This is a genomic window from Mesorhizobium sp. P2_F7 (assembly GCF_056403695.1).
Genome location: NZ_JBFUFA010000004.1, coordinates 870,449 through 893,945 on the forward strand (window position 1 = coordinate 870,449; position 23,497 = coordinate 893,945).

30 protein-coding genes and 2 tRNA genes are annotated in these 23,497 nt (G+C 59.1%); 17 read left to right on the top strand and 15 right to left on the bottom strand.

All coding sequences use genetic code 11. The features are described 5' to 3' along the window. Positions 1–171: 171 nt before the first annotated feature. The 4 genes from AC1DZ8_RS18310 to AC1DZ8_RS18325 are packed head-to-tail and all read left to right on the top strand — an operon-like array spanning position 172 to position 4,906. The gene (locus tag AC1DZ8_RS18310; RefSeq protein ID WP_477401355.1) at positions 172–1,749 is read left to right on the top strand and encodes an ABC transporter ATP-binding protein; all 1,578 of its coding nucleotides are present in this window, start codon (positions 172–174) and stop codon (positions 1,747–1,749) included. After that, complete coding sequence (locus AC1DZ8_RS18315) at positions 1,746–2,870, top strand: ABC transporter permease (RefSeq protein WP_477309415.1); 1,125 nt, start codon at positions 1,746–1,748, stop codon at positions 2,868–2,870. The genes AC1DZ8_RS18310 and AC1DZ8_RS18315 overlap by 4 nt, the downstream gene beginning before the upstream one ends. Continuing rightward, complete coding sequence (locus AC1DZ8_RS18320; protein ID WP_477309416.1) at positions 2,870–3,790, top strand: ABC transporter permease; 921 nt, start codon at positions 2,870–2,872, stop codon at positions 3,788–3,790. Before AC1DZ8_RS18315 ends, AC1DZ8_RS18320 begins: the two co-directional genes overlap by 1 nt. A 48-nt stretch (positions 3,791–3,838) precedes the next feature. Further along, positions 3,839–4,906: a BMP family ABC transporter substrate-binding protein gene (locus tag AC1DZ8_RS18325; protein ID WP_477309417.1), complete on the top strand. Its 1,068-nt coding sequence runs from the start codon at positions 3,839–3,841 to the stop codon at positions 4,904–4,906. 45 nt (positions 4,907–4,951) lie between these two features. On the opposite strand, the gene AC1DZ8_RS18330 is transcribed toward AC1DZ8_RS18325, so the two are convergent. Next, positions 4,952–6,052 carry an acyltransferase family protein gene (locus AC1DZ8_RS18330; RefSeq protein ID WP_477309418.1) on the bottom strand — a complete coding sequence of 367 codons (1,101 nt, stop codon included), beginning with the start codon at positions 6,050–6,052 and terminating at the stop codon, positions 4,952–4,954. Between the two features lie 237 nt (positions 6,053–6,289). Here AC1DZ8_RS18330 and AC1DZ8_RS18335 point away from each other — a divergent pair, with 237 nt between their 5' ends. Next, positions 6,290–6,733, top strand: coding sequence for a hypothetical protein (locus AC1DZ8_RS18335; protein ID WP_477309419.1), 444 nt, complete (start codon positions 6,290–6,292; stop codon positions 6,731–6,733). Between the two features lie 52 nt (positions 6,734–6,785). On the opposite strand, the gene rimO is transcribed toward AC1DZ8_RS18335, so the two are convergent. After that, a complete protein-coding gene (gene rimO, locus AC1DZ8_RS18340) occupies positions 6,786–8,099 on the bottom strand; it encodes a 30S ribosomal protein S12 methylthiotransferase RimO (protein WP_477309420.1) in 1,314 nt (437 codons plus the stop codon). Between the two features lie 139 nt (positions 8,100–8,238). Beyond that, positions 8,239–8,898, bottom strand: coding sequence for a TerC family protein (locus AC1DZ8_RS18345; protein ID WP_477309421.1), 660 nt, complete (start codon positions 8,896–8,898; stop codon positions 8,239–8,241). On the opposite strand from AC1DZ8_RS18345, the gene AC1DZ8_RS18350 reads away from it, so the two are divergent. Then, positions 8,873–9,022, top strand: a complete 150-nt coding sequence (locus AC1DZ8_RS18350) for a hypothetical protein (RefSeq protein ID WP_477309453.1) — start codon at positions 8,873–8,875, stop codon at positions 9,020–9,022. The two genes, AC1DZ8_RS18345 and AC1DZ8_RS18350, sit on opposite strands and share 26 nt — an antisense overlap. 39 nt (positions 9,023–9,061) lie before the next feature. Here AC1DZ8_RS18350 and AC1DZ8_RS18355 read toward each other — a convergent pair whose 3' ends face one another. The 5 genes from AC1DZ8_RS18355 to AC1DZ8_RS18375 form a co-directional block, all read right to left on the bottom strand. Then, entirely contained in the window at positions 9,062–9,469 is a 408-nt protein-coding gene (locus tag AC1DZ8_RS18355) for a DUF930 domain-containing protein (protein WP_477309422.1), read from the bottom strand. Positions 9,470–9,614: 145 nt separating this feature from the next. Next, a complete protein-coding gene (locus AC1DZ8_RS18360) occupies positions 9,615–10,061 on the bottom strand; it encodes a hypothetical protein (protein WP_477309423.1) in 447 nt (148 codons plus the stop codon). 73 nt (positions 10,062–10,134) lie between these two features. Beyond that, positions 10,135–10,224, bottom strand: a tRNA-Ser gene (locus AC1DZ8_RS18365). Between the two features lie 73 nt (positions 10,225–10,297). After that, positions 10,298–11,503, bottom strand: coding sequence for a tyrosine-type recombinase/integrase (locus tag AC1DZ8_RS18370; RefSeq protein ID WP_477309424.1), 1,206 nt, complete (start codon positions 11,501–11,503; stop codon positions 10,298–10,300). After that, on the bottom strand, positions 11,500–12,138 hold the full coding sequence (locus AC1DZ8_RS18375; protein ID WP_477309425.1) for a hypothetical protein: 639 nt from the start codon (positions 12,136–12,138) through the stop codon (positions 11,500–11,502). Before AC1DZ8_RS18375 ends, AC1DZ8_RS18370 begins: the two co-directional genes overlap by 4 nt. 124 nt (positions 12,139–12,262) lie before the next feature. On the opposite strand from AC1DZ8_RS18375, the gene AC1DZ8_RS18380 reads away from it, so the two are divergent. The 3 genes from AC1DZ8_RS18380 (at position 12,263) to AC1DZ8_RS18390 (ending at position 13,612) form a co-directional block, all read left to right on the top strand. After that, on the top strand, positions 12,263–12,472 hold the full coding sequence (locus AC1DZ8_RS18380) for a hypothetical protein (protein ID WP_477309426.1): 210 nt from the start codon (positions 12,263–12,265) through the stop codon (positions 12,470–12,472). A gap of 178 nt (positions 12,473–12,650) precedes the next feature. Beyond that, a complete protein-coding gene (locus AC1DZ8_RS18385) occupies positions 12,651–13,439 on the top strand; it encodes a hypothetical protein (RefSeq protein ID WP_477309427.1) in 789 nt (262 codons plus the stop codon). Continuing rightward, entirely contained in the window at positions 13,436–13,612 is a 177-nt protein-coding gene (locus tag AC1DZ8_RS18390) for a hypothetical protein (RefSeq protein WP_477309428.1), read from the top strand. The genes AC1DZ8_RS18385 and AC1DZ8_RS18390 overlap by 4 nt, the downstream gene beginning before the upstream one ends. Positions 13,613–13,623: 11 nt before the next feature. On the opposite strand, the gene AC1DZ8_RS18395 is transcribed toward AC1DZ8_RS18390, so the two are convergent. Then, complete coding sequence (locus AC1DZ8_RS18395; protein ID WP_477309429.1) at positions 13,624–13,821, bottom strand: hypothetical protein; 198 nt, start codon at positions 13,819–13,821, stop codon at positions 13,624–13,626. A 425-nt stretch (positions 13,822–14,246) separates the two neighbouring features. Here AC1DZ8_RS18395 and AC1DZ8_RS18400 point away from each other — a divergent pair, with 425 nt between their 5' ends. The 6 genes from AC1DZ8_RS18400 to AC1DZ8_RS18425 all read left to right on the top strand — a co-directional run bounded on the left by AC1DZ8_RS18400 (position 14,247) and on the right by AC1DZ8_RS18425 (position 17,362). After that, the gene (locus tag AC1DZ8_RS18400; protein ID WP_477309430.1) at positions 14,247–14,855 is read left to right on the top strand and encodes a hypothetical protein; all 609 of its coding nucleotides are present in this window, start codon (positions 14,247–14,249) and stop codon (positions 14,853–14,855) included. Next, positions 14,779–15,009 (top strand): HGGxSTG domain-containing protein, encoded by a 231-nt coding sequence (locus tag AC1DZ8_RS18405; RefSeq protein ID WP_477401361.1) that lies wholly within the window; start codon positions 14,779–14,781, stop codon positions 15,007–15,009. Before AC1DZ8_RS18400 ends, AC1DZ8_RS18405 begins: the two co-directional genes overlap by 77 nt. Before the next feature lies 1 nt (position 15,010). After that, on the top strand, positions 15,011–15,616 hold the full coding sequence (locus AC1DZ8_RS18410; RefSeq protein ID WP_477309431.1) for a hypothetical protein: 606 nt from the start codon (positions 15,011–15,013) through the stop codon (positions 15,614–15,616). A 174-nt stretch (positions 15,617–15,790) separates the two neighbouring features. After that, complete coding sequence (locus tag AC1DZ8_RS18415) at positions 15,791–16,147, top strand: nucleotide pyrophosphohydrolase (RefSeq protein WP_477309432.1); 357 nt, start codon at positions 15,791–15,793, stop codon at positions 16,145–16,147. Next, a complete protein-coding gene (locus AC1DZ8_RS18420) occupies positions 16,144–16,428 on the top strand; it encodes a hypothetical protein (RefSeq protein ID WP_477309433.1) in 285 nt (94 codons plus the stop codon). Before AC1DZ8_RS18415 ends, AC1DZ8_RS18420 begins: the two co-directional genes overlap by 4 nt. Before the next feature lie 331 nt (positions 16,429–16,759). After that, on the top strand, positions 16,760–17,362 hold the full coding sequence (locus AC1DZ8_RS18425; protein ID WP_477309434.1) for an HNH endonuclease: 603 nt from the start codon (positions 16,760–16,762) through the stop codon (positions 17,360–17,362). A 365-nt stretch (positions 17,363–17,727) separates the two neighbouring features. Here AC1DZ8_RS18425 and AC1DZ8_RS18430 read toward each other — a convergent pair whose 3' ends face one another. From AC1DZ8_RS18430 to AC1DZ8_RS18445, 4 genes are all read right to left on the bottom strand, one after another. Further along, positions 17,728–18,132 carry a type II toxin-antitoxin system PemK/MazF family toxin gene (locus AC1DZ8_RS18430; RefSeq protein ID WP_477309435.1) on the bottom strand — a complete coding sequence of 135 codons (405 nt, stop codon included), beginning with the start codon at positions 18,130–18,132 and terminating at the stop codon, positions 17,728–17,730. A gap of 207 nt (positions 18,133–18,339) precedes the next feature. Continuing rightward, a complete protein-coding gene (locus AC1DZ8_RS18435; RefSeq protein WP_477309436.1) occupies positions 18,340–18,573 on the bottom strand; it encodes a hypothetical protein in 234 nt (77 codons plus the stop codon). An 85-nt stretch (positions 18,574–18,658) separates the two neighbouring features. Then, positions 18,659–19,231 (bottom strand): recombinase family protein, encoded by a 573-nt coding sequence (locus AC1DZ8_RS18440; RefSeq protein WP_477309437.1) that lies wholly within the window; start codon positions 19,229–19,231, stop codon positions 18,659–18,661. Between the two features lie 683 nt (positions 19,232–19,914). After that, positions 19,915–20,283 carry a hypothetical protein gene (locus AC1DZ8_RS18445; protein ID WP_477309438.1) on the bottom strand — a complete coding sequence of 123 codons (369 nt, stop codon included), beginning with the start codon at positions 20,281–20,283 and terminating at the stop codon, positions 19,915–19,917. A gap of 141 nt (positions 20,284–20,424) precedes the next feature. On the opposite strand from AC1DZ8_RS18445, the gene AC1DZ8_RS18450 reads away from it, so the two are divergent. Next, positions 20,425–20,515: transfer RNA gene (locus AC1DZ8_RS18450), tRNA-Ser, on the top strand. Between the two features lie 753 nt (positions 20,516–21,268). Here the strand turns inward: AC1DZ8_RS18450 and AC1DZ8_RS18455 are convergent. After that, the gene (locus tag AC1DZ8_RS18455; RefSeq protein WP_477309439.1) at positions 21,269–21,541 is read right to left on the bottom strand and encodes a hypothetical protein; all 273 of its coding nucleotides are present in this window, start codon (positions 21,539–21,541) and stop codon (positions 21,269–21,271) included. Positions 21,542–22,018: 477 nt separating this feature from the next. Between AC1DZ8_RS18455 and AC1DZ8_RS18460 the strand changes: the two genes are divergently transcribed. Continuing rightward, a complete protein-coding gene (locus AC1DZ8_RS18460; RefSeq protein WP_477309440.1) occupies positions 22,019–22,408 on the top strand; it encodes a TadE/TadG family type IV pilus assembly protein in 390 nt (129 codons plus the stop codon). A gap of 57 nt (positions 22,409–22,465) precedes the next feature. Here the strand turns inward: AC1DZ8_RS18460 and AC1DZ8_RS18465 are convergent, their stop codons facing one another. Next, on the bottom strand, positions 22,466–22,903 hold the full coding sequence (locus AC1DZ8_RS18465; RefSeq protein WP_477309441.1) for a Ros/MucR family transcriptional regulator: 438 nt from the start codon (positions 22,901–22,903) through the stop codon (positions 22,466–22,468). Positions 22,904–23,497 lie beyond the last annotated feature (594 nt).

A 23,497-nucleotide genomic window follows, 5' to 3' on the forward strand; every position in this document is an offset into this window, starting at 1 on the left:
CTGTTTGCACGAAAAACCGGCCGGTCAGTTCGTTGTGCGAAGCAGGCTTATTTTTAGCCCTTGAGTTTCCGCTGAAATTCTTGAAGCTCTTTCAAGGTGGGTGCTGCTTTCGCACGAGAGCAGCCAGCGCATACCATGCTGGCGGGAACACAGAACATATCCGGAAACCGGATGGGAGGCACTGTGAGTGCAGATCATGATGGAGCGAACCTGCTTGAGGTTCGTGGCCTGACCAAGATATTCGGCACGCTGACTGCGTGCGATCATATCGACCTCAACATCGCCAAAGGCGAGATCCACGCGTTGCTCGGCGAAAATGGCGCCGGCAAGTCGACGCTGGTCAAGATGCTGTTCGGTTCGCTGGAGCCCAATTCCGGCGAGATCTTCTGGAACGGCGAGGCGGTTCGCATCACCAGCCCCGGCATGGCGAAGAAGCTCGGCATCGGCATGGTGTTCCAGCATTTCTCGCTGTTCGAGGCGCTGACCGCGGCCGAGAACATCGCGCTGTCACTGGATGACGGCTCGCCGATCAGCTCGATCGCCGCCAAGGCGAGGGCGCTTTCCTTCAGCTACGGCCTGCCGCTCGATCCGGACTCGCTGGTCGGTGATCTCTCGGTCGGCGAACGCCAGCGCATCGAGATCATCCGCTGCCTCTTGCAGACGCCGCAGCTCATCATCCTCGACGAGCCGACCTCGGTGCTGACACCGCAGGAAGCCGACAAGCTGTTCGAGACGCTCCAGCGCCTGCGCTCGGAGGGGAAATCCATCCTCTACATTTCGCACCGGCTGGAAGAGGTCAAACGCATCTGCGACCGCGCCACCGTGCTGCGTCACGGCAAGGTCGTCGGCCATTGCAACCCGCGTGAGGAAACCGCATCGTCGCTGGCTCGGATGATGGTCGGCAACGAGGTGAAAGCCGTGGTGCGCGCGCCGGCCGAAGGCATCGAGAGCGCCGCGCCGCTGCTCGAAATCCGCGCGCTCAGCCGCAAGCCGGCGACGCCGTTCTCGATCCCGCTGAAAAACATCAACCTCAATGTACGCGCCGGCGAAGTGATCGGCATCGCCGGTGTCGCCGGCAACGGCCAGGGCGAGTTCTTCGAATCCGTCTCCGGCGAAGTGCTGCAGCAGGACGCCGCGTCCGTCCGCATACGCGGCAAGGATGCCGGTGCGCTCTCGATCACCGGCCGGCGGCTGATGGGTGCTGCCTTCGTGCCGGAAGAACGCCTCGGCCATGGTGCGGCACCACGCATGAAGCTGTCGGAAAACCTGCTCCTGTCGCGCCATGCCACCGACGGCAAGGTTTTTGTCGGCACCGGCGGCGCAGTCAAAAGCGGCGCGGTCTACGCCGCCGCCCAACGCATCATCGTGGCGATGGATGTGCGCAAGAGCGCGCCCGATCCGGAAGCCGCCGCCCTTTCGGGCGGCAATCTGCAGAAATTCATCGTCGGCCGCGAACTCGACCGCAGCCCTGCTGTCATGGTCGTCAACCAGCCGACATGGGGCGTTGACGCCGGTGCTGCCGCCCATATCCGCCAGGCGCTGATCGAACTGGCGCGCAGCGGCTCGGCGGTGCTGGTCATCAGCCAGGACCTCGACGAGCTGTTCGAGATTTCGGATGCGATCGCCGTCATGCACAATGGCGAATTGTCGAAACCGCTTCCGATTGCCGAGGCCACGTTCGAAAAGATCGGCCTGTTGATGGGCGGCGCCGAGCCCGGCCACGCTGAACATGTTCTGGAGACCGCATGATGCGCCTCGAACTCGTCAAACGCCCGCAACGCTCAATGCTGTTTTCGGCGCTGTCGCCCTTTATCGCCTTCGGCCTGACGATGATTGCCGGCGCGATTCTGTTCGCGCTGCTCGGCGTCAACCCATTGAATGCATTCGAAATCTACTTCATCGAACCGATCAGCCAGGTCTGGCAGCTGCATGAGCTGGCGATCAAGGCCGCGCCGCTGATCCTGATCGCCGTCGGCCTGTCGGTCTGCTACAAGGCCAACATCTGGAACATCGGCGCCGAAGGCCAGTTCATCCTCGGCGGCATTTTCGGCTCGGCCATCCCGGTGCTGTTCCCCGGCTTCGAAGGCCCGCTTGTGCTGCCGCTGATGCTGTTGTTCGGCATGGTCGGCGGCGCCGCCTACGCGGCAATCCCGGCTCTCTTAAAGACGCGCTTCGGCACCAACGAGATCCTGACCAGCCTGATGCTGGTCTATGTCGCCCAGCTCTTTCTCGACTGGCTGGTGCGTGGCCCCTGGCGCGATCCGCAGGGCCATGGCTTCCCGCAGACGATCCAGTTCAACGACTCGGCTGTCCTGCCGGAGTTGATGCCGGATGCCGGCCGCGCCAACTGGGGTTTTGTCTTCTCGCTTGTCGCCGCCGTACTGATCTGGGTGCTGATGAGCCGCCTGCTCAAGGGTTTTGAGGTTCGCGTGCTCGGCTCCAGCCCGCGGGCAGGGCGCTTTGCCGGCTTCGGCCTCAACCGCATGGTGTTTTTCGCCTTCCTGCTGTCGGGGGCGCTGGCCGGGCTTGCCGGCATTTCGGAAGTCTCGGGCGCCATCGGCCAGCTGCAACCGGTGATTTCGCCCGGCTACGGCTTCACCGCCATCATCGTGGCATTCCTTGGCCGGCTCAATCCGCTCGGCATCGTTGCCGCCGGCCTGGTGCTGGCGCTGACCTATCTCGGCGGCGAGGCGGTGCAGAGCGCGCTCGGCATCTCCGACAAGGTCGCGCGTGTGTTCCAGGGCATGCTTTTGTTCTTTGTGCTCGGTTGCGACACCCTCATCCACTACCGCATTCGCCTCGTCGGCATGGCGCTGGCGAAGGGCGCTGCAAAACTCGATGCTGCGCCGAAGTTGAAGGAAGCCCGCTGATGGACATCACCGTCAACATCCTTTTGACCATTGCGACTGCGGCGACGCCGCTTTTGATCGCGGCCATCGGCGAACTGGTGGTCGAGCGCTCCGGCGTGCTCAACCTCGGCGTCGAAGGCATGATGATCATGGGCGCCGTCGGCGGCTTTGGCGCCGGCTACCTCACGGGATCGCCCTGGATCGGCCTGCTCGCGGCAATCGCCATGGGCGCGGTGTTCTCGCTGTTGTTTGCGGTGATGACGCTGTCGCTCGCCACCAATCAGGTGGCGACCGGCCTGTCGCTGACGCTGCTTGGCCTCGGCCTCTCCGGCATGATGGGAACGAGCTTTGTCGGCCAGCCCGGCGAGCGGCTGCCAAATCTCTATATCCCGGTGCTGACCGACATTCCGGTGGTTGGCAGGCTGCTGTTCGGCCAGGATCCCATCTTCTACATCTCGATCGCGCTCACCGCCGCCGTCATGTGGTTCCTGTTCAAGACCCGCACCGGGCTGACTCTGCGCTCGATCGGCGACAGCCACACGTCGGCGCACGCGCTCGGCATCAAGGTCATCCGCTACCGCTATCTCTCGGTCATTTTCGGCGGCGCCTGCGCCGGTCTTGCCGGCGGTCACCTGTCGCTGGTCTATACCCCGCAATGGGTGGAGAACATGACGGCCGGCCGCGGCTGGATCGCGCTGGCGCTGGTCGTCTTCGCCTCCTGGCGGCCGTGGCGGGTGCTGGCCGGCGCCTACATCTTCGGCGCGGTCTGGATCGGCCAGCTTCATGCACAGGCTTTTGGCATTCCAGTGCCTTCGCAGCTGCTTTCTTCTCTGCCCTATCTGGCAACCGTCGTGGTTCTCGTTCTAATCTCGCGCAACAAGCGTCTGACGATGATGAACACGCCGGCTTCCTTGGGGCAGCCATTCGTTCCGGATCGTTGACAACAAAAAAACGGGAAGCTCCAAGGCTAAACTCAGAGAGGTAACACAATGAAAAAACTGCTTATTGCTCTTATGACCACGACCGCCGCCATGTCGCTGGCTGCGTCCGCGCAGGCTGCCGACAAGCTGAAGGCGTGCTGGGTCTACACCGGCCCGATCGGCGATTTCGGCTATTCCTACCAGCACGACCAGGGCCGCCTCGAGGTGGAGAAGGCGCTCGGCGACAAGGTCGAAACCGCCTATCTCGAAAACGTCTCGGAAGGCCCCGATGCCGACCGCGCTTTCGAGCGTCTGGCGCGCGAAGGCTGCAAGATCATCTTCGGCACCTCCTTCGGCTTCATGGATCCGGAAGTGAAGGTCGCCAAGAAATTCCCGAAGGTGATGTTCGAACACGCCACCGGCTACAAGACCGGTGACAATCTCGGCATCTACAATGCCCGCTTCTATGAAGGCCGCTATGTGCTCGGCCAGATCGCCGCCAAGGAATCGAAGGCTGGCGTCGCCGGCTACATTGTTTCCTTCCCGATCCCCGAAGTGGTGATGGGCATCAACTCCTTCATGCTCGGCGCGCAGTCGGTCAACCCGAACTTCAAGGCCAAGATCGTGTGGGTGAATTCCTGGTTCGATCCGGGCAAGGAAGCCGACGCCGCCAAGGCGCTGTTCGACCAGGGCGCCGACATCATCGTCCAGCACACCGATTCCACCGCTGCCTTGCAGGTGGCCGAGGAGCGCAAGCTGCACGGCTTCGGCCAGTCCTCCGACATGATCAAGTTCGCCCCGAACGCGCAGCTGACTTCGCTGACCGACGAATGGGGTCCGTACTACATCAGCCGCGTGCAGGCGGCTCTGGACGGCACCTGGAAGCCGGACAATGTCTGGCTGGGCATCAAGGATGGCGCCGTGAAGCTCGCGCCCTTCACCAACATGCCGGATGATGTGAAGGCCATGGCCGAGGCCACCGCCAAGAAGATCGCCGAGGGATGGAACCCCTTCACCGGTCCGGTCGCCAAGCAGGACGGCACGCCGTGGCTCAAGGACGGCGAAGTCGCCGATGACAGCACGCTGCTCGGCATGAACTTCTATGTGAAGGGCGTCGACGACAAGCTGCCGCAGTAACCAGCGGAAACCACAAAACAAAAAGGGCGCCGTATGGCGCCCTTTTCATTCAGCGAGCTGGGCACGCGTGCCGCGAAACCGCGCCAGCGCGGCATCGAGCGTGCGGCTGAGCCAGCTCTTGATCCTACGCTGGGCTGGCCGTTCGAAATACTTCCAGATCGCCCAGGAAATCAGAACCATGAGCGCGATACAGCCCAGGGCCGCAGCCCATTTGCCGGCTAAAGGTGCGGTGGCATTGATGGCGATGTAGCCGATATTCTGATGCAGGAGATAAAGCGGATAGGTCAGCCCGCCCAGCGCCAGCGTCAGTGCGGACGGCACGACATAGCTGCGCAGCAGGATCGCGCCGATCAGCAGGGAATGCATGACGACGTTGGCGATCACCAGATGCGGCTGCGAAACGGCAATGCCGTATTCATTGAGCATCCACTGCTGCGTCACCGACAACGTGCTGCAGGACAGAAGGAAGGCGGCGCCAAGCAGCAGCAGGGCCGCCAGCGAACGGCCATGCGCATGGATGTGGTGGACGAGCACGCCGGCGGCGAAGAAGGGACCGAATTCGGTGATGAACAGCAGCCTTATCCCCCGGCTTTCGACAAAGAGCTCGTTCGACGCCGCAATCGCCAGCCAGACGAAGATCAGCCCAAGCTTCCATTTCTGAAAAACGCCGCCGAGCAGAGCGAGCGTCACCCATCCGTAGAACACCAGTTCAAGCAGGATCGACCAGTAGACGCCGTCCATGAAGGGCTGGCCCAAGGCCGGCGCAAACATCGACAGATTGGCGGTGTATTGACCGAGCGAGGTTGAAAACAGCGGCGCACCGAAAGCCATGACGATGACGAAGGTGATGGTCATGCACAGGAGGTAGCCGGGGTAGAGGCGCACGAAGCGTGCGATGGCAAACTCTTGCCAGGCGCGGCCTTCCGCCGACCAGGCAATGACGAAACCGCTGATCAGGAAGAACAGGTTGACGCCGAGATAGCCGTAGAGCGCGAACGGCGCTACAGCCGGATAACCCTCGGCGAGAGCGCCCTCGGCAGCTGCGCCGCGAAAGAAATAATGGAAGAACACGACAGCCAGCGCCGCCGCCAGCCGCAGCAGGTCCAGTGTCGCGATATGATCCTGCCGGGCAGGTCTGGCATCCATGTGAAGTCTCGGCGTTTACGGTCGGGAAACCATAACGCAGATCGCGACGAAACAGGGTAAACAGCGGCAAATATCGCAAAATTTGGTAAATGGCGGCAGAAGCATCCGACCGGACACAATTGCCTGCGACGCGGTTCCGTGACCCCCTTCACAGACGAAGTTGCTTTTAACTTTCATGCTCATCTTGCGGCCTGACGAAATCGGCCGACGTTACTAATTTGAGCAGGAGAATGTCTTATGCAATTGAGCAAGAAACTCTTAGCCATTATCGGTAAACGCATTCCAGCTATTTACGACGTCATCCCGCACGGACCACAGTGGCGACTTGCGCAAATCGCACTCAATCCTCAGCCGCTCCCGCCTCACGAACTGGGCGCAGCGATCGCGGACGAATTCGTCCGCTCCGCATGGTCCGCCGAGCGAGGCGGGCTCGATGCGAAGGCGTTGATGAGCGACCTTGACGATTGGTGCCCGACGCGACCGAAGATACCGAAGCTTCCGCCGTGGTGGCCACCGATTCCGGAACCCGAACCGCATCCCGAATGGTTCGTGGACTACCATCTGGGATTTGCCGCACGCCTGTCGGTGATCGCAGCCGAGTCGGCGGGCACGCGGCTGGACAAGACCCTCAACCAGGCGATCGATCGGTCCTTGTCCGCAATGGAGTCCGTGAAGCTCTGATGAAATGCTGCCAAAAACGAGGGCGCCGTAACGGCGCCCTTTTGGCAGTTTTCTAAACCGCTGAACCGTAAAGATCGTAAGCGTCGGCGCGATCGATCTTGACGGTGACGATGTCGCCTTGGCGCAGCGGACGGCGCGACTGGATGTGCACCGAACCGTCGATTTCGGGCGCGTCGTATTTGGTGCGGCCCTTGGCCGAGGTACCATGCGCCTCGTCGATCAGCACCGGCAGGCGCTTGCCGACCTTCTTGGCCAACTGCGTCGCCGAAATCTTCTGCTGGCGCTGCATGAAGCGATGCCAACGCGCTTCCTTGATCTCCTGCGGCACTTGTTCCAGGCCGAGATCGTTGGAGCGGGCGCCTTTGACCGGCTCGTATTTGAAGCAGCCGGCGCGGTCGATCTTTGCTTCGTCCAGCCAGTCGAGCAGCATCTGGAAATCCTCCTCCGTCTCGCCGGGGAAGCCGACTATGAAGGTCGAGCGTATGGCGAGGTCCGGGCACACCTCGCGCCAGCCGCGGATGCGCTCCAGCGTCTTTTCGCCATGTGCCGGCCGACGCATGTTCTTTAGCACCTGCGGCGAGGCATGCTGGAAGGGGATGTCGAGATAGGGAAGGATTTTTCCGTCCGCCATCAGCGGAATGACATCGGCGACATGTGGGTAGGGGTAGACATAGTGCATGCGCACCCAGATGCCGAGCTTGCCCAGTTCCTCCGACAGATCGAGGAATTTTGCCCGCACCTCGCGGTCGCCGAACGTTGACGTCTGGTACTTGATGTCGATGCCGTAGGCGCTGGTATCCTGCGAGATGACGAGCAATTCCTTGACGCCGGCCTTGGCCAGTTTCTCGGCCTCGCGCAGCACATCGGCGGCCGGCCGTGAGACCAGGTCGCCGCGCAGCGCAGGAATGATGCAGAAGGTGCAGCGGTTATTGCACCCTTCGGAAATCTTGAGATAGGCGTAGTGGCGCGGCGTCAGCTTCACGCCCTGCGGCGGCAAAAGGTCGATATAGGGGTCATGGCTCGGCGGGGCCGCCTCATGCACCGCCGCCATCACGCTTTCATAGGCCTGCGGGCCGGTGATGGCGAGCACGTTGGGGTGCTTTTCGCGGATGACGTCAGGCTCGGCGCCGAGGCAGCCGGTGACGATCACCCTGCCGTTTTCCGAAAGCGCCGAACCGATGGCGTTGAGCGACTCGTCGCGGGCCGAATCGAGGAAGCCGCAGGTGTTGACGACGACCAGGTCGGCGCCGTCATGCTTGCGCGCGATCTCATAGCCTTCGGCGCGCAGGCGCGTGATGATGCGCTCGGAATCCACAAGGGCCTTCGGGCATCCAAGGCTGACGAAACTGACGCGAGGGGCAGACATGAAACAACTTCCGGGTTTTTCGGGATCGGCGGCCAGTACCACACTTATTGCGGCATTGGTATGGGCAGCGGCTGCGGCGAACGCGACCGCGGCTTCGAGCTGACACCCGGCTGTTACAGAAGCTATGGGACCGGCAGCGTCAGCTCACCACAGGACTGACATGCGGCCAGACCTCGACCACGCCGCGATAGACCATGTCGAGCGCGACATAGAGGATGATCAGCAGGCCGATATAGGCGATCCAGCGGTAGCGGTGCAGCAGCCTGGCAATGAAGCTCGCGGCGAGGCCCATCAGGGCAATCGACAGCACGAGGCCGATGACCAGAACCGGGAAATGATCGCGCGCCGCACCGGCGACCGCCAGCACATTGTCGAGCGACATCGAGACGTCGGCGACGACGATCTGCAGCGCTGCCTGGCCGAGCGTCTTGCGCGCCTTGCCGGTCGCCACCGTCTTGTCGCCGTCGAGATCGGCATTGGCCAGCGCCTCGGTCGCCTCCTGCTCATCAGCATGGGACGTCCGCAACTCGCGCCACATCTTCCAGCATACCCAGAGCAGCAGGATGCCGCCGGCCAGCAGCAGGCCGACGATTGCCAACAGCTTGACGGTGACCGCGGCAAACAGGATGCGCAGCACGGTCGCCGCCAACACGCCGATGAGGATCGCCTTCTTGCGCTGCTCGACCGGCAGGCCGGCTGCGGCAAGGCCGATGACGATGGCATTGTCGCCGGCGAGCACCAGATCGATGGCGATGACCTGGAGGAGGGCCGTCATGCTTGCAGCGCTGAAAATGTCCATCGACCGGAGGCCCTTTTTTGTTCGCCGCGTGTTCGTCGTCGGATATGCCGACGCCCTAACGTGTATGGTTCCCGCGCGTCAAGAGACTGCCGGGACCAATGCCGAAAAACCACAGGAACAGTGAAGCGGCGTTCTGCCTGAGAGAACTCTGGTCGTAGAGAACTCAGTCGTAGAGATTGTACTTCGCCCAGTCGGCTTCCGGGATCTCGTCACCAATGCGGTAACGGAACTGCAGGACCTCCATATGGTCCGGCGCTGTCTCGCATTTGAACTTCAGCCGGTACCATTGCCCCTTGCTGCGGAAGGCAGCGCCCGGGCTGCGGATGGCATCGGCTTTCATTTCCGGCGTCGCAAAGGCGTAGGCGACGACGCGGTCGGCCTTGTACTTGTGATCATCATGGCTGATGCGGTCGAGAACCTCGGCGTCGCATCTCTGCTCCAGCCGGGTCTGCGGGTCGAGTTTCATGAGCCCGGCGCGCAAGGCGGCGTCCATCGCAAGGGCCGGCCAAGCCAGCGTCACCGAGGCCAGGGCCGCAAGGAATAGTTTTTTCATGGGCGGGAGAACCAGCATATTTCGGGTGAAAAATCAACCGGAGTGCCCATCCGGCCGCGCCCAGCCAGACTGGCAATTGAAACCAGAAACGGCGCGCAACAGTGCGACGTTGAAGACGCAATCTCAATGGAGCTGACGAGCACCAAGACAAAACGGCATCGCGTTACGGCCCTCGCGCAGACAGCCAGACAGACAGCAGTCCGGTGAGCGAGCCGATGATCCCGATGATCACGCCAGCCCACGTAATGGCGGATTCACGCCGGTCTCTGCGCTCCAGCCGGATCGCTTTTCGAACTTGGGAATAACCGATCGTCGTCAGGTGCCAGGTGTGCAGCTGGGGCGACCGTTCCCAAATGGAGCTGGTCTCGCTCGGGTATTCATAAGGAACGTCAAGGCTATTCGCTTTGCGCAGGAGCCTCCGCGTTTTGATCGCCTCGATCGCGTCAACGTGCAACGACGTTTCCCGGTGACGACCGTTTTCAGCATTCTCGCGGTCGTTGGCCGTTTTGGCCTTTGCCAATTCGACATCGTAAGCGCGGTCGATGCGCCTGATAGCGCGCCGGCTTCTGGCAAGTTCCACTGCCTCTTTGATCCGGAGTGGCATCCACATGGTTTGCCTCCTTGGACGTTGCCAGCGGGAACTTCCCGGCAAGCGCCGCTCGAAGCTCTCGCGGCAAGGTAATTGGCGGAGGGAGTGGGATTCGAACCCACGGTGGGCTTGCACCCACGCCGGTTTTCAAGACCGGTGCCTTAAACCGCTCGGCCATCCCTCCAACTAATTGCAATCATTGTGCTTTTTGACATTTCGCAACTGCCTAGATCAGCCGTTTGCAACGCACTTTGCAACTATTTGCCTTTTCGCTCGCTGCTTATAGCTGCCTGCAATGCCACGTCAACTTGCTCCGCTGCATCGGCCTGCATGCCCGGCATCACGTGAGAATAAAGGTCTAGCGTTATCCCGATGTTCGAATGTCCCAAGCGTTCGCTGGCAATCTTCGGATGAACGCCAGCCGAGAGCATCTGCGTGGCATGGGTATGCCGAAGGTCATGGAAGCGGATGCGAGGCAGGGAGGTCTTGCCGAGAACGCGCACCCATTCATGGGTAAGGGAGCGGGGCTGTAGAGGCTGGCCGTCTACCTGAGCGACAACGAATGTGTCGGCGTCCGGACGAATGCCCAAGCGCAACTGCTCCTCGGCCTGCCGCGCACGGTGCGCCTTTAGTTCAGCGACAGTGCTGGCCGATAACGCCACCGTCCTGGCCCGGCCGCTCTTAGGTTCTTTATAACGCACGCCATCGGCGGTCTGCTCGGCGCTCTCTTCGATCGACATCTGCCGACGATTGTCTCCGAGTTCCAGATGGCGCCAACGGAGCGCGAGGATCTCGCCCCGCCGCAAGCCGCAGGTCACAGCCATCAGGACGGGGATAAACATCCGCGTTGGCCGAAGAGTTTCGAGCAGAGTCGCCGTCTGAGTGACGTCGTAAGCGAGCATCTTCTGTCGCTCCACCTTGGGCGGCGTGGTCGCTAGGGCTGGATTGCGAGACAGCCTCTCCCACGTCACTGCTTGGCCGAGCGCCTTCACCAGCACCCTGCGGTAATGATGAACCGTGCGTGGCGCCAGTGGCGGAAGCGGCTCGCGCTGTTCACTATCTTTCTTCACGCGGTGGTCGACGCGCGGCGCCGTCAACGCTGTGGTGAACGCCGCGTCGATCCGGTCGGTTTTCAGCTTGAACAGGATCACATTGCCGATCAGAGGCGCTAGCCCCTTCCGGCATATCTCGGCGTATCGCTCATGCGTCTTCGGCGCCACTGACGGCTTGATGAAACCCAACCACTCGTCAAGGAACTCGGCAGTCGTCTGCTTTGTGGGCTCGACATAGAGGCCTTGGTCGAGAACGGTAACGAGCCGAGAACACTCCTTCTGGGCCTCGCGCTTCGTGCCCTTGAAGCTGTGCCACTTGCGCTTCTTCTTGCCGGTCTTCGGATCGACGTCGCCGACATCGAGGACAATGGCCCAATGGCCTGGGCTGCGCTCACGGATGTGCCCTTTCATGAAGCTTGGTCCTCTCCTAACTTTGCTTGAAGCATCTCGTATCGCATATGCCCGAGCTTCATCATCCAGAACATTACGCGCTGTTCCCCATCCTTCTTGCGATAAGCCGCCCGCTCGTCGCCAGTCATTTCGCTAAGCGCTTTCGCCATAAGGCGGCTCTCACTCATTTCATCGCGGTTCGCCCTATAGCCATCGAAGATTCTATCCATCTCTTCCTCGCTGTTGGCGGCGGCTTCAAGCGCAAGTCTGATGCCCTTGCGTTCGGCTAGCGGGATGATGCGGTTATTTTCGCGCATGAGGATCAGCTGAAGCTCCGATGCGCGGTCAAGTAGGTCGGCCGCTCGGCCGATCAGCTCTTCGGTGTCGAGCTTACCGCCATCCTTCACCACCTCCACACTTCTGACCACGAACTCGTACATCAGACGCGTCGACCCGAGCACGAAGTCGGCGTGATCGGCCGCGTTTGGGATGACTGTTTCCATGTCCTTGCCGATCTGACAAAGGCGCCTGATCGCCTCAGACTTCGTTTGCACCCGGTTGCGGAAACGCCAGTCTTCAATGGCCTCCAGCTCTTCTGCTGTGATCACCAACTGGAAACGCTCGCTTTTTTCTTTGCCCAGCCTTGGTCGTGCCACTGATAATTTTCCCCATAATTCATGGGGACCATACACACTATTCGGTTGCGAACAACCTCGAATAACTTTAGAACGTATCATATACACCATTTGGGAACATTTGGGGATGGAGCGGGAACAGACCATGACGCTGGACGAAGCGCTTTCGCAGGCCACCGTCGACGTGCAGACGGCTGGTAAACTGTTCTTCAAGCTCGGCAGAAATGCCGCCTACGACGCGGCAAAGCGCGGTGACTTCGAAACTATCCGGCTGGGCGGCAAGATTGTGGTGCCGGTCGCGCCGATCGCTGCCAGGCTTGGTTTGAAGATGAACTTCGGGAAAGCCGCCGCATGAGATGCATCGACGAAGAGCGCAACCCCCTCATTGACGAGGCCGCCAACTGGCTTGCTTCAACTCCCCGTCGCCAGCGCGACCAGACGGCCGTCCCCCTGTTGAAGGAGCGATTAGGCCTCTCCACCTCCGAAGCCTGTAGGGCGGTAGCCGCAGCCAGCATGATCTTGGCGAAGGCGGTATGACGGGGATGGAAGCTGAAAACACAATCGGCGATGACGGTGCAAAGGCAACCGCGACGTCACTAGCCAGCCGCAAGTTTGATTTCGAGGACATGATCAACGCCGACCCAAAGTGTCCGATCGCGGCCCTGAAGATCGTTCGCGCCTATATGCGCTTCATCACCGATTTCGATGACGCTTCTGCCTATGTGTCAATCATCGATCTTCAGGTGGCAACGGGTCTCAGCACTCGCGCTATCATCGACAATCGTAATGCCTTGGTCGCGCTCGGCTACTTCGAGCCGGACGGAAAAACCAGAACTGGCGCCCTTCGCTACAAGATGAAGTTCGCCAGAGAGAACATGGTTCTGGATCACATGCTGATCGCTCGGGAGACGTTCCGACGCCTCGATGCAGAGCGAAAGGAACGGCAGCGACTGAAGCGACAGGCATGCTCTGTGATTGAGCCAAATACAGGCCCGGAAGTGTCGCGGGCCTGTAATGAGCACAGGGACGTGATTGAGCCAAATGCAGGCAATTACCTAGAGAACTACCTGGAAGATTCTAGCACTGAAGGGAAAGACCCTATAAAGGCTGTTTCCTCAAATGGTTATGCGACAGCAAAAGACGACGATCTGCATCTCCCGTTCCCGATGCCATCCAGCGAGGCCGAGCTAGCGGAAACCATTTCGACCCTGTTTGCCGGCTGCGCCCTGTCGCCCCTGACGATGTCCCGGATGCGCACGCTTCTGGCCTCCGGAAGGCTGACGCGGGCGATTGTAGATGGCCAGAGGAGTTTTGCGGCATGACAAAACGCAACATCGATCCGGCTCAACTAGATTTGCTGCAGTGGGCAGCGAGGCGACCGACCGCGAAGGTGATCAGTGCAATCCCGGGTCTAGCAAAACGCATGTGGCGCGAACGGCACATGCAGCAGCCGCACAATCCTGCCAACATAGTGCCGATACGAAAGCGCGCATGACGCTCCCCACTCTACATGCCGATCATCTGCAAAGGCAGCCGAACAGCTTCAGCAAACAGCTCCGCCTCGGCTTCGACCTTTTCGGCCGCTTCATCGACCTTGTCGAAGCGCTGCAGCATTCGATCATGGAGCATGGACAACCGTGCGGCGTGGTAGAACACGCTGCGCCTGTGACCGTCCGAATCGAGTGGTCCGAACAACATTGTCATGGCGGCAAATCCTCAGCGGTGTGTTTTGCGTCTGCAATCCCTTCCATTAGGAAACCGTCAATTAACGGTTTCGTTCCGGTGGGGGCGAGGGATGCTGGACCTTTCGACGATCGGGCCATTCAGAAATCTTTTGCCAAAGAACCTTCCATAGAAGGCCACAGGACTCGCCAGCATGTGGGTCTACCGTCCCGTTGTCGATCCAGGCATAGACCGCTTCGCATGCGTTGCCCGGACGGCACACCGAAACCGTTGGCGGCGGACCAGATAAGGGCTGCGTTCAATGTCGTGGAAGCCTTGGACCGCGAAAGCGCGGGCTTCGGCGGCACAGAGGCCGCCAAGGTGACACACAGCACGACGACGCTTAGGCATACGGACACGTCTTCGATTCTTTGGGATAGGCTACGAACATGAGGAAGCCAAATAGCATGGCCCAGGCCGTGACGGTTGTCGCCGACGATCCCGACGATCGAAAGGGCCGGCTGAAAAACATTGGCGGATCTCAATCCGATCATTGGAACAATACGCTCGCCAATCAGGCAGTGCAGACATTGTGGTTGAAGAACTCAAGTCCCGAGGAACGCGACAAACAATTGAGCGCCACGATAGCGGCTCTGACGGGCATCGCCCCCAAGGGCGAACTGGAAGGCATGGTGGCGGCTCAACTGATCGCCGCGCACAATGCCGCGATGGAATGCTATCGGCGCGCCATGATCGGCGAACAGACCTTCGAAGGCCGGCGGGAAAACCTCGCGCAAGCCAATAAGCTTTCGCGAACTTATGCGGCGCTGCTCGAAGCCCTCAACCGACATCGGGGCAAAGGGCAGCAGAAGGTCACGGTCGAGCACGTGCACGTCCATGCTGGCGGGCAAGCCGTCGTTGGGACGGTCAACGCCGCCGCACAGGAGGGGGGAGGGGCCGCCAACCAAACTGAGGATCAACCCCATGCAAAGATTGCAGATGCATTCCAGCCCTCGATGCGGTGCGAGGACAAGGTCTGCGAATCCGTGCCAGTCACCAGCAATGCCCAACAGTAGGTGCAGATTGCACGGCGGCAAGTCTCCTGGAGCACCCAGAGGCAACCGCAACGCTTTCAAGCATGGGAGGTACTCGTCCGAGGCAATTGCCGAACGCCGGCACCTCCGCGAGCTTCTCGCGGACATCAAAGAAGTCATCGAGTTGGTAAGCTGACATGCCAAGGCCGTTGGAGCGAACCACGCTGGAAGCAGGCCTCAAGCTCGACATAAACCGCCTGATACGAAATAACTTCATAACGCCCGGTTCGTATCGAAGCTGTTCCGTCACCTGGACAGACAGCTATTACAACGAGCCGCGGGCGGCGGCCACGATCTCGGCGGACATGAGCGGTCCCGACGGCGGATCGTTCCAGATACGCATCAACAACGACACCCAGAGTATTCCACTGCGGACGATGTCCCGTCATTTCGGGGGGCGGCAGTGGTATTTTGCATGCCCTCGACTGCATATTCCGGTGTCAGTGCTCTGGATGCCGCCGGGCGCCGTTAGGTTCGCCTCAAAGAAACATTGGGGTCGACAGGTCGCATATCAGTCTCAGTTTCTCGACCAGACGGGTAGAGCTCATCGTGGGCAAGAAAAGATCCGAAGGCGGCTCTGTTCAATCGGCTCGTTCGATCCCGATGACTGGGATTTTCCGCCGAAGCCGAAATGGATGCGGCAACGAACATATGAGAAAGCTGAGATTAAGTTCGACTACTACGAACAACTTTTAGATATTGGGACCTGCATGCTGTTGGTCCGCCTAACCGGGCTGATTTAGGGACTGCCTCACAGATCACCCAGAAAGGCGAGGAAAATCAATGAGGCAACCGATATTCGACAACATATTTCGATAGCGAGAAGCTCGCGGAATTCCGAAGAGACGGTGCCAGTTTCACCATTTCAAAGCATGCTACCGCTTCCTTGTAGCGACCGATTCTGAGATATCTTCCACATGGAAACCACCTTTTCTGAATTAACTGACCGTCTGCTTCGATTTCGGGACGAACGTGACTGGGGCCAGTTCCACACGCCAAAGGATCTTGCCATATCGGTGAGCATCGAGGCGTCCGAACTGCTGGAGCTCTTCCAATGGCGCTCGACTGACCAAAAACCGGACGCTGATTTCCTACAGCGGGCGGAGGGCGAGGTCGCCGACGTCTTGCTGTATTTGCTACTGTTGTGCGATCGACTCGGTATCGATTTGGCCAAAGCAGCAGCAGCAAAGATTAGCCGAAACGAACGGCGGTTTCCGGTCGCGAACGCACGTGGCGTGGCAAAGCCAATGGACAAGAGCCGGGGTGGCCGGTGAACAACGCAGGTGATTTCGATGTCTTCAGTAAATGGGCCGATGCTCCAAGCTACGCATTCGGCGGCCGTGGCGTGCAGGGCATCGTTCCGGAGGGCGATCGCGAGGCATACTGGCGCATCTATCAAGATCTGATGGCGGCAGCGAAAGTCGCTGTCGAGAACCATCCGGATGGACGCGGAATGTATTTGCGTCCGAAAATGTACTCACGCGATCGTGGCTCCCGCGGGATCGACCTCGTGATCTTTGGGTTTCGATTTGCGTGGATGGCGCCGAGTTCCTAGGACATTTACCTCAAGTATATGCGATTGCATCCGATCGTGGACTGGAGATTGGGTTCGCAGTCTCGATCCCAGAAGACGACTATTTTGATGCAGAGGCAAAAGAGCGAAATCGCTCAATCATTCCATTTATTTATTCGAAGCTGCCAACTTCGCAAGACCCGTTGGTAGCGAGCTTGGATAGGGATTTGGTTGCACAGGGGGGATGGCACTTCAATCGCCAGACTCGACTTGTTCCGGGCCAAGAAGGTTTCGATCGCTACTCGAGTTTGTCTGCCATGATGGGACGACTCAAGGCGGACGGTGAAGCGACTGGCGGTGGGACCGCAGCCAGATGGTTCCAATTCCTGTGCTGGGTGAGACCAACCTGCAAAATCAGTTTGCCCTCGCTCTCAACAACTTCGCTCCGCTTCTTTTCCGTTGTGCTCCAACGGCTTGGGACATGCAGATACGGTCCGCGCAAAGCACCGTCAGCGAACTGGGCGCTCAGGTTGAATATCATCCTGCCGATGAGGTTGACGGGCGAAAACGCGTACTAGCGGAAGTTGCCCGACGTCAGGGGCAGGCAAAGTTTCGGCGCGACCTGCTGGACGCCTATCAGGGCGCCTGTGCCATCACAGGGACCAACGTGGCGGATGTCCTCCAAGCGGCACACATTTACGCTTACAACGGCCCGGCGACAAATCGCGTCACGAACGGCATCCTTCTTCGAGCTGACATTCATAACCTGTTCGATCTATCGTTACTGACGATTGACCCCGGCAGCCTTGAGGTGATGGTTTCGCAGCGACTGCAAGGTACCGCTTATTGGGAACTTCACGGGCGGCCGCTAAGGCTTCCTCTGAAGCCGTCGCACCGCCCGAGTTTGGTGGCGCTGAGGGCTCGTTTTGCTGTCGATGCCAATGGTTATCATCGTAGTCTGCCAGGGATCACTTGACATCCACGCCTCGTCAGAACTGCGCCTCAGAAATTTATCCGGCCCAGCCAAGCCGCTTACAAAAATCCTCGCCGGCCTTTCGCGCAGCAGCGAAATCTTCAAACGTCCCAGGAAGTTCGTAACGTTTCCCCCTAAAATGCACGATGCACTTCTTGTTTTCTATCGCGACAGTCATGCCCTGTTCGTATGGCATCGAATATCCCCGAGAGATGGGTGGATTACATACACAAAACCCCGCCGGAGCGGGGCTTTGGGACGGTGACAATATCTAGGCTGCTCTGAGTTTGTCATCACTCCCTGAACAGCCTGCCTAGTGCCTAGGTCTTAAAGCCCGAAGACCGGGATACGCTAACGTATATATGCCGCTACAGGGCCTGTAGCAAGGCCCCCATGCCCAATCCATATATCACTCCGCGCCTAACAGCTTCTAAATCGTCGCCGGTAGCTTGTGGGGTTTCCCATCGCCTCCGACCGACTTTAAAACCATTCAATCTAGAGCGCGCGATGTTCATCACCATGTCGCATTTCGCCCAGCAAGCGAGATCGTTAGCTTCACCGGGATGATAGTTTTTCGAGAGCTTCACCACAAACGGGAGCCTATGACTCGCTTCCGTCGTGCTTATGGGAACAACAGTCACAATCTCGCCGCGATGTGGAAGCCTAGGAGACACGACTATAATTGGGCGGACCTTGCACATCTCCGGTGGCTGAAATCCCGAGAAGTCACAAACCAGAATTTGTCCGGCGCGCGGGTAAAAGTTGATGGCCAACTACGCAGCCCTTCTTTTGTACAAACCATGCTTGCCGGTCTTGGGCGCAACGGCGTCCCTCTGCTCGCAAAGATCGCCCATCGACCAAAGAGTCTGCGAAACAGCCGCCATTGCCGCCATCATTTTTTCAGCGTCTTGTGAAGCGGCGGTCAGCCATGCTGCATGACGCGAACGGCGTTGCCGATCACGTCGGGGCGCTTCTGGCCCTTAGGTCTGGTCGGCAAGAGGGAGGCCCCGCTTGTTATCATTGATGAAACGCTCAAGCTGCTGACGCAGTTGAACAGTGGTCGGCGGAACTTCAACGAAGCATGCTTGTTGCAGGAGTAGCTCTTGGACTTCCTTTGGGAGACCATCCCATTGATAGATCGCAGCCATGCCAAGTCGAATCGCCAAATGCTGTTTTGCCGTTGGGATTTTCGGCGAATGCGCCTTTATTGCCAAGGCTACCTCCATCTGCTTTCGGGTAAGCATATAGGCGCTTCCGCTGATGCAGGCAAATCGGGATAGTTACTTTCGCCTATTGGCTCTAACGCAACAAACTCGCACGCGCAGATGGGAAGTACGAATAAAACGTTGTTCGTGATACGCCCATCCTTGTGGCAATCTCTGAAACAGGAATAGTACCCACCTTCAGAAGAGCCGTGGCGGCTTCAATATCTCCGTTAGAAAGCTTCTTTCTACGACCGCCCTTACGCCCGCGAGCCAGAGCAGCCTTCAGTCCCTCCATCGTCCGTTCGCGATTGAGATCAAGAAAGTACTCAGCCATCGCGCCGTGCATTTGCAATGCGAAACGTCCGTGTGCCGTTTCGCTATCGAATTTCTCGGTGAGGCTGAGAAACTTGATTTCCTGGCGCCGGAGGGTGTCAATCGTTCTCATCATCTCCACGAGCGAGCGGCCTAGGCGATCGAGTTTCCAAACGACAAGAACATCGTCCGGGCGGAGGTAAGCGAGGGCGGCGTCGAACTCCGTACGCTTCGTGCCAGCGCGCCCGGATTTCTTTTCTTCGAAGACCTTGATGCAGCCAGCCTTGCTCAGAGCATCGCGTTGCAGATCGAGGTTCTGATCGTTCGTCGAGACGCGTGCGTATCCTATCAGCATGTTCAGGATTCTAAGCGAAGAACGTTATCCGCACAATAGATTTCCTTACACGATTTCCTGACACGGCATGCCGCTTAGGTTGAAGACTTATGCGCTCTAATCCGAATGTACGGAAAACGGTCGTTTGCCGGACATATGTCACGTCGCGTTTAGATCACCGTTGGCTAGTGAGTGCTGGCACGGCAGTACGGCAGCTTCGCGCCTTCATTGCGGACTTAGAGTTCAACCCTAGACCCGCCTTAAAAGCAGACGCTCCACGCGCCGCGAAAGAGAACCTAGCAACTCCGGTGCGGAAAATGCGCTGTCTCCCGCTACACCCCGCCCGATCGCTTCACCATCGCACGCTCCAGCGGCCCCACCTATCTATGGCAGCACCCGCACCTTCTGGCAGTGGTGGCTTTCTGTCCAATCTGCTCAATCCGCAGGATGCAGGAACCTGACGATCGACTGGCTAAAACAGCAAGGCATGGACGAGGCACGGCCACGATGTTCGCGTCGAGCAAGCCCGCTTTGCAGCAGTGCCTGCTCAAGAAGACGCAAACGAGCGGTCCTACTGAATTCGATCAGAGAGCCCAGGCCGCACAGGAGTATGGCCTTGACCCAAACACCCCAGACGGTCGGGACTTCATCCTCACCGGGAATCTTCCGCACGCTCGCGGCGGCAACGCTAACTTGGCCGTCAGCTACAGTTTGGAGTTGATGACCAAGGCAACCCGGCGCTTCTCCAACTCGGCAAGGATGGCAAAGTCGTCAAATCGCAAATGCCGCCCGGGGTAACGCTCTCCAAGGCTCCGATCAAACTTGACGCTGGCACTCAATGGATACTGCTTGATCCTATCACCCGCCAGCCTGTCGGCCAGATCCCGAAAAACCTTGCAGGGGCAGCTTCGCAAACCGCACAGGGTGCTGCTGCTTTCGGGAGAAGAAACTGGACCGGCATCACTGACGGCGACAACGATGCTATCGGCGGCATGCTCCGCTTCCAGCGCTCGTTCTGATAGGCGCGCTTGATTAGAAAATGGAACCCGGCGGGCAACCGCCGGGTTTTTCATTTTCACAACTACTCGACGGCGTTCCACGGCACGATGGTGTCCAGTCGGAGTCTCGGCGATGCACGATCCAGACGCTGAGTGGATAAAAGGGCAATGCCTGGACTTGCCTTGCGCACACATGGCGACAGAATGCGGCGCAACGGAGAGGTGGCCGAGTGGTCGAAGGCGCTCCCCTGCTACGGGAGTAGAGGTCAAAAGCTTCTCGTGGGTTCGAATCCCATCCTCTCCGCCACGCCGGAGCGGTAGGCGCTATCCAGCCATAGGGGCGCTGCGGCGGGTCGGATTATGATCGCGCCCCACATAGTCATCCAGCGGTCACCTTGATGTCGGATGATGGAAAACGGTCCGGTCCCGTCATTTCGCCGGTCGGTCCCCACTCAAAGTGAACGGGTTAACAGACTGACAAAACGGCCTTTGATGTGATCGGGGAAGACTTGGCACCTTTCGTGCACGTCTGGAATTGTCGGCTAATCCCGTCCCTGATTTGTGTGCCAAGTCGGGATGGGCTCGTCGGGAGTTGGGGTTGGGGCCAACATCCGGCGAGTTCCGGTCCACAATGGGACAGTAGTAACTGACGCGAGGTCTGACCGACGAGGATCATCTCCCGGCTCAGATAGCGAGCATGGCTCTCGGCGACTTTGGTTGCAGAGCATAATCGAGATCGGATGGGCGAAATGCCAAAGTATGTTGTCGAGAGAATTTTAGGAGAGACCGTGCAGACCAGCGAGGAGATCGACGCGCCGTCGCCTTTTAGGGCGGCGTCCAACGCGACAGGTCGGTCAATGTCGCTTTGGGATGGTGAAAATGCATACGTGCGAATTTCCCAAGCCGGAGTGCACCGCTCGTTCGCTTATGTCTGTCGGCATTAGGCAGGACTAGGTGCCGGCGCCTAAGCAGCTGGGTTTGGGGCTTTACCTGCCTAGGCGCCGGCCCGGCGGATTTTACCCACCGCTGTAGGACCTAGCTGACTTGCGACGTACCTTCTTCATGCGTTTAACCGGAAACTTGATCCGTCAGGTTGACCGCTCCCGAGTTGCGCCGGGTCTGTCCCATTCCACTGAATGAACTCGGCCTTCTTGCTGGTGATTGTCTCGATCGATTTCAACAACGGTTCATGAACCTCACGAAGTGCCCGGTAGTGATCGCAGTGGTACGCGAGGAGGGGCAGGATGATGTTCTTGTGCAGCGCCTCCGCTGCCACGAAAAAGCGCTCGATCTCATCTTGGAAAGGTTGTTTTGACGATTTGGTTCTGGCCATTGGCGATCTAAGTTGAAGGGCTCGCCGCAACGAGGACAATAATCCTATATGCTGGTATGCATGGCAGGCGCCGTCGAATGAAAAAGCCCGTCGCAGCTAATGAGCGTAAGCGACGGGCTTTTTGCACCTCCTCGCGGCTACACCCATGGAGAGATCGACCGCTTACCTATGCAACTCCCAAACGTGTGGTTGGTTGCAAACACTTTGAGTAAATTCCCACAGGGAGAGAACCCCGCGCGGCGAGCTACCTCCCAGGAAGCATTAGCGCCATGGCGCTGAGCGCGGCCATCAACAGGCGCCGCCGCTAGAAGCGAACCAAATCGAATATGGGTTTTAGACATTCGTTTATCTATTCGTGATTTCTAATAATATATGACATTCAATGTTTTCCCTCCGATCTGGTTTGCTTTGGACCGCCTAAAACGCGCTCCGGGACGCACCTTGAGTATTTTCGGGGACAAATCCGGGATAGCTGCCGTGGAATTTGCCATGGTGCTGCCCGTCCTGTGCCTCGTCTGCTTCGGCATCGCCGACGGCTGGTCCTATGTGACGAGTTACCTGGAGATGCGCGCCGGCGTCAAAACTGCGGCCAATCTCGTGATGGCCGGCGCGTCCAATGACACGGGAACGCAGGCGGTCGCGCTTTCAAGCTGGAACAGCAAGCCCGAGGACGCCGCTGTCGTGCTGGTCCGATCTTATTTGTGCGGCACCACGGTCGTGGATGCGACCACCATTTGCGGCGGAACGAAGCTGCCGACCGTCTTCGTCCAGATAACGGCGACGGGCACCTGGGTGCCCCCGTTCAACTTCGGTGTCTTCCCGGACCCGCGCGCGATCACTCACCAGGAGGTGATCCGGGTCCGCTGAGACGCCATAATGCGGCGTCGATCCGCTACTACCTTCCGAATAGATCCGTGAATAATTCTACTTACGCTTTGCAGAAGCCTTTTCGTTGAGACCCTGTCTTTGTCCGAGCCCTGCAGCCTTCGCCAATTCCGATCGCTGCTCGGAATAGTTCGGTGCTGTCATGGGGTAGCTGCCGGGTAGGTCCCATTTGGCGCGATAGGCATCTGGAGTCATGCCATGGGCGGAGCCGAGATGACGCCGAATTGCTTTGAACTTTTTTCCGTCCTCAAGGCAGTAAATGAAATTCGCCGTTACTGATCGCTTAGGATCTACTGCAGGCGGTCGCTTTTCTGCGGGCGGTGCAAATTCTCCGCCTATCCCGAACAATGACGCGTGAATTGACGCTATGAGTGCGGGCAAGTCGCCGACGGGAACCGGGTTGTTGCTAACATATGCAGAAACGACGTCCGCCGTTAGTTCGGCTAGTTCAGCTGTGTGGTCATGGTCGTCAGTCATGGGTTGGTCCCCCTTTGGGACATGTCTATTAGACCGTGCTCAGGTACGCAACCGGACACCCGGGCTTCCGTGATTTAGAAATTCGATCCCGGCATTTTCAAGAACGGTCATGACAGCGCGCACCAGCGGGTTCGCCGCCTCCTCAGATGCTTCAAGGAGCGAAGGCGTATTCGAAGGAGTGGCCGCTCTTTTCGTCCACAACGCGGATCCAAATCGGCTCGGTGTTTCGAAGTGTCACGCAGCGCTCGGTTGCCTCTTGGGCCGCCCTCAATGGTGTCGTCGCATTGACGACGTGCGTAGCTGTGACGGTATCGCCGTTCATTTCCTCGACATGATACGTGGGCACCGGCCGCTCCTAGTTGTCCAACTCAAGCGGCTCATGGTCGGGCTGCTCGTGCCACAACACTTGCCGAATGTCGCGCCGGTCGACGCGCTGACCGCATATTGGGCATTCGTGAAAATGGTCGTGGCCGTTGCCGGGCCTCTGAGGTTTGCCGGGGAAAGGTGGCGGTCCGAGATCTGCAATTCTTGTCATGACCGACCGAACACGGCTGCGCCGTAAAGGTTCCGAGTTGACCTCCACATGGGAACCAT